This window comes from Nesterenkonia sp. PF2B19 (assembly GCF_001758425.2).
In the GTDB taxonomy this organism is placed as follows: Bacteria; Actinomycetota; Actinomycetes; order Actinomycetales; family Micrococcaceae; genus Nesterenkonia; species Nesterenkonia aethiopica.
This window is the reverse complement of the sequence record NZ_MDSS02000009.1, coordinates 24,743-37,266: the sequence shown is the minus strand read 5'-3', so window position 1 is coordinate 37,266 and position 12,524 is coordinate 24,743. Positions and strand designations below refer to the sequence as shown.

At 69.0% G+C, this 12,524-nt stretch carries 9 protein-coding genes and 1 pseudogene; 6 read left to right on the top strand and 4 right to left on the bottom strand.

Features of this window, described 5'->3' with window-relative positions; all coding sequences use genetic code 11:
* Positions 1-143 precede the first annotated feature (143 nt).
* Positions 144-625: pseudogene (aroQ, locus tag BCY76_RS04375) on the top strand (type II 3-dehydroquinate dehydratase).
* An 88-nt stretch (positions 626-713) separates the two neighbouring features.
* Here aroQ and BCY76_RS04370 read toward each other — a convergent pair.
* Positions 714-1,892 carry a MarP family serine protease gene (locus BCY76_RS04370; protein ID WP_085437219.1) on the bottom strand — a complete coding sequence of 393 codons (1,179 nt, stop codon included), beginning with the start codon at positions 1,890-1,892 and terminating at the stop codon, positions 714-716.
* A gap of 184 nt (positions 1,893-2,076) precedes the next feature.
* Between BCY76_RS04370 and BCY76_RS04365 the strand changes: the two genes are divergently transcribed.
* On the top strand, positions 2,077-2,754 hold the full coding sequence (locus BCY76_RS04365) for a Crp/Fnr family transcriptional regulator (protein WP_070160133.1): 678 nt from the start codon (positions 2,077-2,079) through the stop codon (positions 2,752-2,754).
* A 208-nt stretch (positions 2,755-2,962) separates the two neighbouring features.
* Here BCY76_RS04365 and BCY76_RS04360 read toward each other — a convergent pair whose 3' ends face one another.
* Positions 2,963-3,442 (bottom strand): RidA family protein, encoded by a 480-nt coding sequence (locus tag BCY76_RS04360; RefSeq protein WP_085437217.1) that lies wholly within the window; start codon positions 3,440-3,442, stop codon positions 2,963-2,965.
* Between the two features lie 35 nt (positions 3,443-3,477).
* Positions 3,478-3,645 carry a hypothetical protein gene (locus tag BCY76_RS17950; RefSeq protein WP_170922583.1) on the bottom strand — a complete coding sequence of 56 codons (168 nt, stop codon included), beginning with the start codon at positions 3,643-3,645 and terminating at the stop codon, positions 3,478-3,480.
* A gap of 66 nt (positions 3,646-3,711) precedes the next feature.
* On the opposite strand from BCY76_RS17950, the gene BCY76_RS04355 reads away from it, so the two are divergent.
* Entirely contained in the window at positions 3,712-5,976 is a 2,265-nt protein-coding gene (locus BCY76_RS04355; protein WP_139827608.1) for a transglycosylase domain-containing protein, read from the top strand.
* Positions 5,977-5,990: 14 nt separating this feature from the next.
* Complete coding sequence (locus BCY76_RS04350; RefSeq protein WP_083277488.1) at positions 5,991-6,980, top strand: metallophosphoesterase; 990 nt, start codon at positions 5,991-5,993, stop codon at positions 6,978-6,980.
* Between the two features lie 15 nt (positions 6,981-6,995).
* Here the strand turns inward: BCY76_RS04350 and BCY76_RS04345 are convergent, their stop codons facing one another.
* Positions 6,996-7,316: a hypothetical protein gene (locus tag BCY76_RS04345; protein ID WP_139827607.1), complete on the bottom strand. Its 321-nt coding sequence runs from the start codon at positions 7,314-7,316 to the stop codon at positions 6,996-6,998.
* A gap of 871 nt (positions 7,317-8,187) precedes the next feature.
* On the opposite strand from BCY76_RS04345, the gene BCY76_RS04335 reads away from it, so the two are divergent.
* The gene (locus BCY76_RS04335; RefSeq protein ID WP_070160094.1) at positions 8,188-10,116 is read left to right on the top strand and encodes an ABC transporter ATP-binding protein; all 1,929 of its coding nucleotides are present in this window, start codon (positions 8,188-8,190) and stop codon (positions 10,114-10,116) included.
* 205 nt (positions 10,117-10,321) lie between these two features.
* On the top strand, positions 10,322-12,094 hold the full coding sequence (locus BCY76_RS04330; protein ID WP_070160128.1) for an ABC transporter ATP-binding protein: 1,773 nt from the start codon (positions 10,322-10,324) through the stop codon (positions 12,092-12,094).
* The last annotated feature ends 430 nt before the right edge of the window (positions 12,095-12,524 follow it).

The following is a 12,524-nucleotide window of genomic DNA, read 5'->3' as shown; positions in this document are numbered from 1 at the left end:
GAGAGGTCATGCTGGATCGGCACAGCATGAGTCGCCCGAGGACTCGCCGTCCGAGCCGCCGGTGCGGCTAGGCTGATGACCGGCGGACCGACGACGACGTCGGCGGAGCCAGACCACCCGCGCACCACCGCAGAGGAGCACCGATGAGTGCAGAGACCAGCACCCCGTCCGAGCACGGCGCCTCCGGCACCGGCCGGCTGCTGATCGTCAACGGGCCGAACCTGAACCTGCTGGGCACTCGGGAGCCGGGGATCTACGGCTCCGAGACCCTGGAGGACGTCCATGAGCTGTGCCGCAGCACCGCCGCACGACAGGCTTCGCCGTCGACGTGGTCCAGTCCAACCACGAGGGGGAGCTCGTGGATGCGATCCAGGCCGCACGGGGCACGGCGGCGGGCATCGTGATCAACCCGGCGGCCTACACCCATACCTCCGTGGCGATCGCCGACGCGCTGCGGGCCGTGGCCCTGCCGGTGGTGGAGGTGCACCTGTCGAACGTGCACTCCCGCGAGGAGTTCCGCCGGCACTCTTTCGTCTCCCCGCTGGCCCAGGCGGTCATCGCCGGCGCCGGGGTGGCCGGCTACCGCTTCGCGATCGAGCTGCTGGCGGACACGCTGCGCAGCTGATCGCCCCGCTGTTCGCCCCGGTCGTCATCCCGGGAGCCGATGCCGGAGCCATCCTGGCCGCCGCCCCGCAGAGGCGGAGGAAACTGGCTCAGCGCTCCACGCACTGCCCGGTGGAGACCGCCTCCGTGTAGGAGTCCGGGCTGGTCAGCACGTCCCCGGCCTCCTCGGCGGTGAGCGCGAAGCCGACTGCGCTGCCCTCCATGGCGCGGGCGAAGACCACACCGGCGACGTCGCCGTCGGCGTCGATGAGCGGCCCGCCCGAGTTGCCCTGCCGGACGTCGGCGTTGAGCTGATAGATCTCCAGGGAGGACGGCGAGCTGCCGTAGATGTTGTTGACCTGGGAGACGTCCCGGGCCTGGACCACAGCGGTGCCCGCATGGAACGGCCCGCCGGCGGGATAGCCCATGACGAATCCGGTGTCCCCGGGGTCCAGCGGGTCGCCGATCTCCAGCGGGGCCGCGTCCAGGCCGTCCACGGCCAGCAGCGCGAGGTCCTCCGCGGCGTCGAAGTGCACCACCCGGGCGGAGGCCACCTGCCCGTCCCGCAGCTCCACGGTAGGCTCGTTGACCCCGGCGACCACATGCGCGTTGGTGACCACACGCGTGGGCGAGACCACGAAGCCCGAGCCGGACTGGCTCAGCCCGCACTGATCCGCCACGCCGGTGATCCTGGCCACCGACTGGGAAGCCTGGTCGGCCGCGGCGCTGAGGTCCTCGCTGTCCGGGGCCTCGTCGCTCTCCGGCACGAGCGTCTGGGCGAGCTCCGGGATGTCAGACTCCATGACGCGCGCGCGGATCTGCGCGATCCACGCCTCCGCCCGCTCCGGCATCACCGAGGTGATGCCCTGCAGCACGCTGGACTGGCGCATGTGCTGGTTGACCTGGGGGAAACCCATCGCGCCCACAGAGAGCGACAGCGCGGCGATGACGAAGACCGCGACGACGACGTTGAGCGCACCTCCGACGAGCGAGCCCAAGGTCCGGACGGTGGGCGAGCGGAACATCCGCTGCACCTCCGCGCCGGCGGTGGTCCCCAGTGCGTGCCCGGCGACGACCAGGACGATGGCGGTCGCGATGACGGCGACGATGCGCCACAGCGGATCCGGCACCCATCCGGCCACCAGCGGGATGGAGAAGAACGCCGCGACGGCACCCACGAGGAAGCCGGCGAGGCCCCCCACGGTGATCCAGATGCCCTTGCGCAGCCCGGCGATCAGGAACCCGAGCAGGACGAGCACCAGGATCACGTCGAGCAGGGTGACACCCATCTCAGGGCTCCTCTCGGGAGGGGTCTGAACAGCAGGCACCAGGATGACACACCCGCCTGACACGCCCCGGATACGGCTCCAGGGGCACGCCACGGCTATCCTGGACGTTTCCCACTTCGCCGCTGACCTGATACTTTCTTACCAGCGAGACAGCATGCATCTCGGAGAGGAAGAACGGAAGACCATGGATCTTGAAGTACTGCGTCGCGCGCCTCTGTTCGCGACTGTCGACGACGACGTCTTCGCCGCACTGACCGCGGAGCTCTCCGAGGTCGATCTCTCCCGCGGGAGCTCCATCTTCCACGAGGGTGACCAGGGCGATCAGCTCTACTTCATCGTCTCGGGCAAGATCAAGCTCGGCCGCACCACTCCGGACGGCCGCGAGAACCTGCTGGCCGTGCTCGGCCCCGGTGAGATCTTCGGCGAGATGGCGCTGTTCAACCCGGCGCCGCGCACTGCCACCGCCACTGCGGTCTCCGAGACCCGCCTGGCGGGCCTGAAGCACGAGAGCCTGCGCGAGGTCATCACCTCCACCCCTGAGGTCTCGGTGCAGCTGCTGCAGGCTCTGGCCAAGCGCCTGACCCGCACCAACGAGTCCCTGGCCGACCTGGTGTTCTCCGACGTCCCCGGCCGTGTGGCCAAGGCTCTGCTGGACCTGGCGGACCGCTTCGGCCGTCCCGCCCCGGATGGTGTGCTGGTGGCCCACGAGCTCACCCAGGAGGAGCTGGCCCAGCTGGTCGGCGCCTCGCGCGAGACCGTGAACAAGGCGCTCGCCGAGTTCGTCCAGCGCGGCTGGCTGCGCCTGGAGGCCCGCGCCGTCGTGATCCTGGACATCCAGCGGATCCGCCAGCGCTCCCGCTGACCGCAGCACACGCATCACCTGCCCCAGGGGCGAGCACGACGAAGGGGACCGGAATCATCCGGTCCCCTTCGTCGTGTCTGCTGCGTCGTGTCTGTGGACGTGCGCGACGTCGACTGCCACCCGAGGATCGTGTCTTCCTGAGAGATCGTCGCTGGATTCAGGGGCGATCTCTCAGAAAGAGACGATCTCTCCGTGTGGACTCGCTCACTCAGCGGAAGTGCGCGATGACGTCGACCTCCACGGGGGTGTCCAGCGGCAGGACGGCCACACCGACGGCGCTGCGGGCGTGCTGCCCCAGGTCTCCGAAGGCCTGCCCGAACAGCTCGGAGGCGCCGTTGAGCACCTTCGGCTGACCGGTGAAGCTGGGTGCGGAGGCCACGAATCCGCCCACCTTGGCGATGCGGGTGATGCGGTCGAGGTCTCCCACCGCGTGCTTCAGCGCGGCCAGGCAGTTCAGTGCGCACTGCCGGGCGAGGTCGTAGGCCTGCTCCTCGGTGACCTCGGCGCCCACCTTGCCGGTCAGCGGCAGCGTCCCGTCCACCAGCGGGAGCTGGCCGGCGGTGTAGACGACGCCGTCGGCGACGTCGGCCGGCTGGTAGGCGGCCACGGGCGGGACGACCTCGGGCACGGTGAGGCCGAGGTCCGCCAGGCGGGCCTCCACGGTGCTGGTCTGGCTGGTCTCAGTCATGGGGCTCCGATCAGACGTGCGGTCAGATGCGCGGGTCAGACGTTCTTCGGCCGCTTCAGGTAGGCCACCGGGGCGTTGCCGTCCGGGCCGGGCAGCACGGTGACGAGCTCCCAGCCGTCCTCGCCCCACTGGTCCAGGATGGCCTTCGTGTTGTGGATGATGAGCGGAATCGTGGCGTATTCCCACTGGGTCACAGAAGTCATGCGCCCAGCCTAACCTCCAGGAACCTCCCAGGGACGGGTTTGACCGTGCCCGCTACCATGGAGCCTATGGCGCCCCGTAAATCTCCCCTCTTCGACACTGCCACGACGCTCGGCAAGATCATGTCCTTCCTGGGCGTGAGTGCGCTGTGCGGCGTGCTGGCCGCGGGTCTCATCTTCCCCCTCGCCGCCTCCGGCGGTGCCGCTGCCGCGGCCGGCTCTGAGATGCTCGAGCAGCTGCCGGCCGAGCTGCGCGAGGAGCCGCTGTCGGTGCCCTCCCACATCCTCGCCGAGGACGGGACGGAGATCGCCCAGTTCTACGCGGAGAACCGGAAGCCGGTGGGCATCGAGGACATCTCTCAGGAGATGCAGGACGCGATCGTCGCCATCGAGGACGAGCGGTTCTACGAGCACGGCGGTGTGGATGCCCGCGGACTGGGCCGTGCGATGGTGCACAACGTCACCTCGGACTCCCAGCAGGGCGCCTCCACCATCACCCAGCAGTACGTGAACAACGTGCTGATCAATGCGGACTTCCTCCGCGGCGAGGACCGTCTGACGATCTCCGGCTCCAAGACCTACGCGGACAAGCTCCGCGAGATGAAGCTGTCGGTCTCCATCGAGCAGGAGATGACCAAGGACGAGATCCTCGAGGGGTACCTGAACATCGTGCTCCTGGGTGGGCGGAACTACGGCGTGGAGGCGGCCGCCCAGGCGTACTGGGGCGTCTCCGCGGCGGATCTGGACGTCGCCCAGGCCGCCACGTTGGCCGGCATCGTGCAGTCGCCGAACGGCTACAACCCGCTGGTCAACCCCGACGCCGCGGAGAACCGTCGCAACACCGTGCTCTCCGCCATGCTGCGCAATGACTACATCACGCAGGAGGAGTACGAGGACGCCGTCGAGGTGGATCTCGAGGAGTCGCTGGACCCCAACCCGGAGAGCGCCGGCTGCTTCAACGCCTCCATGGCCAACCATTTCTGCGACTACGTGGTCGAGCTGTTCCTGAGCAGCGACGCCTACGGCCCGGACCGCGCCTCCCGTGAGCAGCTGCTGGAGCGCGGCGGCCTGCGCATCACCACCACACTGGACCCCGATGCCCAGGAGGCTGCTGAAGAGGAGACGCAGAACGCTGTGCCGGCGGGCGACCCCTCCGAAGCCGCCGCTGCGCTGGTCTCCGTCGAGCCGGGCACCGGTGAGGTCAAGGCGATGGCCCAGAACACGCCGTACGACACCGAACAGACCGGCGGGACGAACGTCAACTACAACACTGACTTCGACTACGGCAGCAGCGGTGGCTTCCAGGGAGGCTCCACCCTGAAGCCGTTCGTCGCCGCTGCCTGGTTGGAGGACGGCAACTCCATGGGGGACAAGATCGACGCGAGCGTCGACGAGTATCCGGCCCTGGAGTCGTGGGAGGCGAGCTGCCTGGACAACGGCATCGCCCGGAACACAGACCGCTGGCCCATCAACAACGCCATCCGCGACATGAAGCGTGAGATGACCGTGGACTACGGCCTCTACTGGTCGATTAACACGGCCACGGTGGCCACCGCCCACGAGCTCGACCTGTGCGACATCACAGGGCTGATGAACCGCGTCGGATACCACTCGGCACGGGATGGCAGCGGATTGGACCCGAGCCACCCGTCGTTCGTGCTCGGCGCCCAGGAGGTCTCTCCGCTGACCCAGGCGAGCGCCTTCGCCACCTTGGCCAACGACGGCGAATACTGCCGTCCCCGGGCCATCGCCGAGGTGACGGACACCAACGGCAACACGTACGAGACCCCGGAGGCTGACTGCGAGCAGGTCATCGATGAGGAGGTCGTCGCCCAGTTGAACGAGACGCTCATCCGCATCGCCGAAGATCGCACCGCCGACGGCGACCCGCAGTTCCCGATGGCGGGGAAGACCGGCACCAACAACTTCGAGTCCTCCACCTGGTTCATCGGCTTCTCCCGCGGCCTGTCCACGGCCAGCTGGGTGGGCAACCCGAACGGAGTGGGCGAGGACTACTCCCTGAACGGCGAGACCATCGGCGGCGTCTTCTTCGACGACGTGTGGGGCTCCATCATCGCCGGGCCCATGTGGCTGGACTACATGAACCAGGTGGCCCCGAACTACTCCACCGACGAGTTCCCGGAGCCCGAGGACTCCCCCTGGGACGACCCGGAGTCCTCCGACCGCTACTCCTGGGAGAACGACGGCACCGAGCGTGGCGGCGGAAGCTCCGACAGCGACGACGTCCCGGACATCGACGACGCTGACGGCAGTGACAGTGACGGCAGCGACAGCGACGACGACGGAGATGACTCCGACTCGGACGACGACTGAAGCTCCTCCTCACGATGAGCCCGTCGACGCCTGATCCGTCCCTGCCCTCGCGGCTGCCCTCCCGCCACTCGTCGGCCGTTCCGTCCAGCCTGCGCACCGCCACCCGGTGGGGCCTGGCTGCGGCGGGCGTGGGCGCCGTCGTCGGGGCCGGCCTGATGACCTATGCGCATCGTGTAGGCCTGACCCGATTCACCACGCGTTTCGAGCAGCTGGAGATCCTACCCCCGGGGCAGGTCCCGCTGCGGATCCTGCACATCTCCGACATCCACTATGTGCCGGGCCAGGAGAAGAAGTTCGCGTGGCTGCGGGCCCTGGCCGAGCTGCAGCCTGACCTGGTGGTCAACACCGGGGACAACCTCTCCCACCCGGACGCCGTGGACGAGGTTCTGGAGGCCCTGGCCCCGCTGCGCCGATTCCCCGGGGTCTACGTGCCGGGGTCGAACGACTACTACGGTCCGCGGCTGAAGAACCCGCTGAGCTACCTGCGAGCGCCCTCGGAACACGAGCCGGACCGGCTGGAGCTGCCCTGGAGGCGGCTGTTCGCCGCCTTCGGGGCCTCGGGCTGGGTGAGCCTGAGCAACCGACATCACGCGATGACGGTGGGCGCGACTCCGGTGCTGTTCAGCGGGGTGGACGATCCGCACATCGGACGCGACCGGTTCTCCGGCTGGCCGCGAGGCGTGGCGTCGTCGAAGGCTCTGCGCCTCGGTGTGGCCCACGCTCCGGTCTCGCGCATACTGAGCCGATTCGCCGACGCGGGCGCGGACCTGATCCTGTCCGGCCATACCCATGGCGGCCAGGTCTGCTTGCCGGGCGGCCGTGCGCTGACCACCAACTGCGATCTGCCGACCACGCAGGCCAGCGGCCTGTCCACGGTCACCTCCACCGGCGGGCGAAAGGTGCCGCTGCATGTCTCCGCCGGCATCGGCACCTCGGCCACGGCGCCGATCCGGTTCAACTGCCCGCCGGAGGCGACTGTGCTGGATCTGTTCCCCCACCGGTGACGTGCGGCTCGGGCCTCAGCGGCGCTGACGGACCTCCAACCGAAGCCGGGTGGCCAGCCACTGGATCACGACGGCGGCCCCGATGAGCGCGGCGCCGAGAGGGAACAGCGACCAGCGCAGAATCGACACCACCGGCTCGACGACGGTGAGCAGGACCTGGCCGGGCTGCCCGGCCGACGTCGCCAGCCACATGAGCACAGGCGGGAAGATGGCCACCACCAGGGAACCGATCACGAGGCAGGCCACGGCCCACCCCACGCATCGGCGCGCCGTCGGATCCATCCGCGACTTCTGGCTCCCCGGGTAACCTCCACCGGCGCCGATCTGCTCTGTCATGGGTCCCCTCGCTGGGCTGATGTCTTCGCTGGACTGATGTCCTCGCGTCATGCCGTCCACAGTAGTTCTTGCAGGAAACCACCGTCCAGGGCCTCAACACCGCGGCTGACCAGGCCTGTCGATGATATTCCGGGAATCATGCACCCCGTGCGCCGGAGCCCGCCGGAGGAATCTGTCAGCACGGAGGGGTAGCATGTGTCACACGGGAGACCTGACGCGCGATTGTTCTGACGGGGATGGGGTGCCCTCCAGGCCGGACGGTGCAGCGCTCCGCCTGGAACCACCGATGCTCCTCCCAGAATCACCGATGCACAGCGGGGCGGGGAATGGACGGACCCCCGCCGGCGCTGCACGAAGTGGAGCCGACGGGCCTGGGCACTGCGGAATGAGGCACCGCGGCGTCGAGCCCCTCGGAGTGCGGCATCTCGAAGCGCCGCACCTCGACGCGAGCCACGACAAGGCGAGCCACGACAAGGCGAGGCACGACGAGGTGAGGTACGACGGGGCGAGGTACGACGTGCCGCTGGGCCGGGAACGGACCCATGACCAGGTACGTCCCCACGGCGCGTGACCACGTCATCCAGGGCCATCGGTCCCGTCGCGCAGCCGGCCGCGTGACGCCCCGGCCCGTGGGCACCCGCAGCCGGGGAGCGGCGTGACTGCACCGGTGCCACCGGAGGGGTTCTGGTGCGCACTGGCACCAACGCTCCCGTGCCGTTCCAGCGGCGGTGCCGTTCCAGCGACGGCTCCGCCCAGCCTCAGCGCGGCACCTCGCCGTCGGGACCGCCCCGCCGGCATGCCCGGCAGACCAGGACCTCTCCGCCCCAGGGAGTTCCCCCGCCCACTCCTTTAGACTAGGATTAGTTGTCTGATGCAACGAGACGCAAGACACCTGGAATCAGAGAACTCCACCCGCCGCCGCTCGCTGTGGCAGGCGCTGGGGCGCCTCAACCCCTACCTGCAGGGCATCCGCCTGCGCTGGACCCTGGGCCTGATCTCCGCCGTCGGGGCAGGCATCGTGGCGCTGACCATCCCGCAGGTCCTCCAGGTGCTGGTCAACTCCGTGCTCGCCGAAGGCGCCGAGGCCTCGGCCGTCTGGACCGCCGCCGGCATCATCCTCGCTCTGGGCCTGCTGGAGGCCTTCCTGTTCTTCCTGCGTCGGTACTTCGTGCTCCCGCCGGCCTCGGATGCGGAGACCGCCATGCGCACCCGCCTGTTCGAGAAGCTCCAGGACCTGCCGGCATCCTTCCACTCCGCATGGGGCGCCGGTCAGCTGCAGTCGCGCGCCATCGCCGACCTCAACCTGCTGCGCCGCTGGTTCGCCTTCGGCTCGATCATGTTCATCTCCTCGGTGATCAGCGTGATCGTCGGCTTCACCCTGATGATGCGGCTCTCCCCTCTGCTGGCCGTGGTCTTTCTGGCCGCCGCGATCCCGATCATCGTCTACGGGCCCAAGTTCCGGAACAAGTTCGTCCTCTACTCCCGCCGCGCCCAGGACCAAGCCGGCGACGTCGCCACCGCCGTGGAGGAGTCCGTGCACGGCATCCGGGTGCTCAAGGCCTTCGGGCGCGGCGACCACGCCCTCAAGGGGTTCGTGACGCAGGCCGACCGGCTGCGCACCACCGAGGTCGCCAAGGCCCGCACCCTGGCGCGCTTCCTGCTGGTGATGATCACCCTGCCCGAGACCGTGCTGGGGATCTGCCTGTTCATCGGTCTCTGGCAGGTGGCCCACGAGGAGACCACCGGCGTCACCGTCGGCGCGTTGGCCGCGTTCTTCGCCACCGCGGCCGTGCTCAAGGGCCCCATCGAAGGCGTCGGCATGCTGCTGGGCATGACGTTCACGGCCAAGACCGCCATCGACCGCCACGCCGACGTCATGGACACCGAGAACACCATCACCTCGCCGGAGGAGCCGGTGCGGGTCCCCGAGCACGGAACCCTGGAGCTCGACGACGTCCACTTCCGCTACCCGGACGCCAAGCCGGAGGAACGGGACCAGCTCGACGGCGTCAGCCTGCGCATCGAACGCGGCGAGACCATGGCCCTGGTCTCGCACACCGGGGGCGGCACCTCCACCCTGCTGAACCTCATCCCGCGGCTCTACGACGTCACCTCAGGGACCGTCCGTGTCGACGGCGCCGACGTCCGGGACCTCGACCTGGCCGACCTTCGCTCCCGCATCGCCGTCGCCTTCGAGGACCCCACGCTGTTCTCCTCCTCGGTGCGGGCCAACGTGCTGCTGGGCACCGGACACGACCGTGACGAGGACGACCCGCAGCACCCCCACCGAGACGGCGCGCCCGGGCCGGAGGAGTTGGACGCGGTGCTCGAGCGCGCGCTGCGCACGGCCGACGCCGAGTTCGTCGAGGACCTGCCCCACGGCGTGGACACCGCCATCGGGGAGGAAGGCCTCAGCCTCTCCGGAGGTCAGAGGCAGCGACTCGCCCTGGCCCGCGCCATCGCCGCCGCGCCGTCGGTGCTGCTGCTCGACGACCCGCTCTCCGCGCTCGACGTGCGCACCGAGGAACGGGTCACCGGGCGACTTCGCGAGGTGCTCGACGGCACCACCACGCTCATCGTCGCTCATCGCCCCTCCACCGTGGCCCTGGCGGACCGGGTGGCCCTGCTGCACGAAGGCCGCATCGCCGACGTCGGCACCCATGAGGAGCTGTTGGCCCGGTCAGCGCTCTACCGGGATGTGATGAGCACGACCCCCGAAGCCGAGGAGATCATGGACTCCATCCCCGCCGATGAGCGCACCGACACCGGCTCCATCCAGGAGGTCAGCACCCATGGCTGAGACCACCCAGAACGGCCACCGCGGCTCCGCGGATCGGGGCTCCTCGGGCCGACGCTCCGAGAACGATGTGCCGGAGTTCGACGTCGATCCCGTCGCCGCCACCACCCGCACCGCCGTGCCCGAGGCCATCCGCCACGGCAGCTTCTCACCGGAGGACCCGCGCTTCGACCATCTGCGCGGCACCGCGGGCGAGGAACAGGTGGACATGGACGCTGAGGAGCGGAAGTTCATCCGCCGCCGCTCCTGGAAGCTGCTGGTGCACCTCTCGAAGGGCGTGCGGCTGAAGCTGCTGATCACCGCGCTGTTCGTCATGGTCGCCCAGGCCGCCCAGGCCGCCACTCCGCTGATCATCGCCTGGGCCATCGACTGGGGACTGCCCCGGATGATGGAGGGCCAGAGCTCCGGCATGATCCTGCCCGGGGTCACCTATGTGGCCGCCGCAGTGTCGGCCGGGGTGCTGACCTGGGCCTACACCCGGATGACCGCCGAGGTCTCCCAGCAGATGCTGTTCACCCTGCGCGGCGAGGTCTTCCGCAAGACCCAGCAGCTCAGCCTCGACTTCCACGAGGACTACACCTCCGGGAAGGTCATCTCCCGGCAGACCTCGGACCTGGAGTCGCTGCGCGAGCTGCTCGACCAGGGCATCAGCTCGCTGGTCTCCGGCATCATGTTCATGTCCTTCACCGCCATCTCCATCGTGATCCTGGACTGGCGCTCCGGGCTCCTGCTGGTCGCCGTCGCCGTGCCGATCGCCCTGCTGGGCCGCTGGTACCAGCGGCGCTCCGAGGTCGCCTACCGGCAGACCCGCATCTCCTCGGCCCGCATGATCGTCCACTTCGTGGAGACTATGACCGGCATCCGCGCGGTGCAGGCGTTCCGTCGTGAGTCCTCGCGGTCCCGGCAGTACCAGCGCCTGGCGCACAGTTACCGGGATGACATGGTCCGCTCCCTGGGTCTGTTCGGGATCCTGCAGCCCGCCCTGCTGGCCCTGGGCAACCTCACCGTGGCCGCCGTGCTGATCTGGGGCGGCTTCCGGGTGCTGCAGGGAGACCTGGAGGTGGGTGTGCTGGTGGCGCTGCTGCTGGCCACCAAACGCGTCTTCCAGCCGCTGGACATGATCGCCATGTTCTACAACGCCCTGCAGTCGGCCACGGCGGCGCTCGAGAAGGTCTCCGGCCTGTTGGAGGAGAAGCCGACCGTCACCGAGGACCCGCAGCCGGAGCGTCTGGACGCCTGCCGCGGCGAGGTGGAGTTCTCCCAGGCGGAGTTCCGCTATACGTCTGAGGGTCCCGTGGTGCTGCATCGGATGGACCTGCACATCCCCGCCGGACAGACCGTGGCCGTCGTCGGCCGCACCGGAGCGGGCAAGTCCACGCTGGTGAAGCTGCTGGCCCGGTTCTACGACGTCACCTCCGGCAGTCTGACCCTCGACGGCGTCGACCTGCGGAAGCTCTCCCTGGAGGACCACCACCGTCACGTGGCGATGGTGACCCAGGAGGCGTTCCTGTTCTCCGGCACGATCACCGAGAACATCGCGCTGGGCCGCCCCGACGCCCCGCAGGAGGACGTGATCGCCGCTGCCCAGGCCGTGGGCGCCCATGAGTTCATCATGGACCTGCCCGAGAGCTACGACACCGACGTCAACAAGCGCGGGGGTCGGCTCTCGGCCGGACAGCGGCAGCTGATCTCCTTCGCCCGCGCTTTCCTGGCGGATCCCGCGGTGCTGATCCTGGATGAAGCGACCTCCTCCCTGGACCTGCCCAGCGAGCAGCTGGTGCAGCAGGGGCTGCAGCGGCTGCTGGGGAACCGGACGGCGCTGATCATCGCGCACCGGCTCTCCACCGTGGCGATCGCCGACCGGGTCCTGGTGGTGGACGAGGGGCGTGTGGTGGAGGACGGCTCCCCCGAGGAGCTCATCGCCGCTGGCGGGTACTACGCCAAGCTGCACGCCGCATGGGAAGCCACTATGGGCTCCTGATCCTCAACGACGACGCCCCCCTCCCTCCCACACCCCGCCCCACGCCCCGCTGAGTTGGTCTGGAGTTGTGGGTACTCGACTCGATCGAGTCGATACCCACACTCAGACAACTCACGCGCGCTCGGGCCCCGCGCAGACCAGCTCGGAGAGCACTCTCTCGCTGTCCCGACTCCATTGACACGATTTTGTTTTTCGAGACCCTTGAAATGTGAGCCAGGCCACAGTAGGTTCAACGCAGGGAGATGGAAAGCGTATTCCATTGGACGCGAGGCAGTTCTCCCGGCCTCATCGATACTGACGGAGAGAGTCCCATGCCCATCCCGCGGCATCACAACCATCCACAGGCCGAAGACAGACCACCGCGACGACGGCCCCTCCGACTCCTCGGAGCGGCGGTCCTCGTCGGACTTTTGGCAAGCGCTTCCCTCAT

Coding starts and splice junctions, on each gene's coding strand:
- BCY76_RS04370 (WP_085437219.1), bottom strand. CDS start 1,892: ATGGGTGTCACCCTGCTCGACGTGATCCTGGTGCTCGTCCTGCTCGGG.
- BCY76_RS04365 (WP_070160133.1), top strand. CDS start 2,077: ATGGATCTTGAAGTACTGCGTCGCGCGCCTCTGTTCGCGACTGTCGAC.
- BCY76_RS04360 (WP_085437217.1), bottom strand. CDS start 3,442: ATGACTGAGACCAGCCAGACCAGCACCGTGGAGGCCCGCCTGGCGGAC.
- BCY76_RS17950 (WP_170922583.1), bottom strand. CDS start 3,645: ATGACTTCTGTGACCCAGTGGGAATACGCCACGATTCCGCTCATCATC.
- BCY76_RS04355 (WP_139827608.1), top strand. CDS start 3,712: ATGGCGCCCCGTAAATCTCCCCTCTTCGACACTGCCACGACGCTCGGC.
- BCY76_RS04350 (WP_083277488.1), top strand. CDS start 5,991: ATGAGCCCGTCGACGCCTGATCCGTCCCTGCCCTCGCGGCTGCCCTCC.
- BCY76_RS04345 (WP_139827607.1), bottom strand. CDS start 7,316: ATGACAGAGCAGATCGGCGCCGGTGGAGGTTACCCGGGGAGCCAGAAG.
- BCY76_RS04335 (WP_070160094.1), top strand. CDS start 8,188: ATGCAACGAGACGCAAGACACCTGGAATCAGAGAACTCCACCCGCCGC.
- BCY76_RS04330 (WP_070160128.1), top strand. CDS start 10,322: ATGGACGCTGAGGAGCGGAAGTTCATCCGCCGCCGCTCCTGGAAGCTG.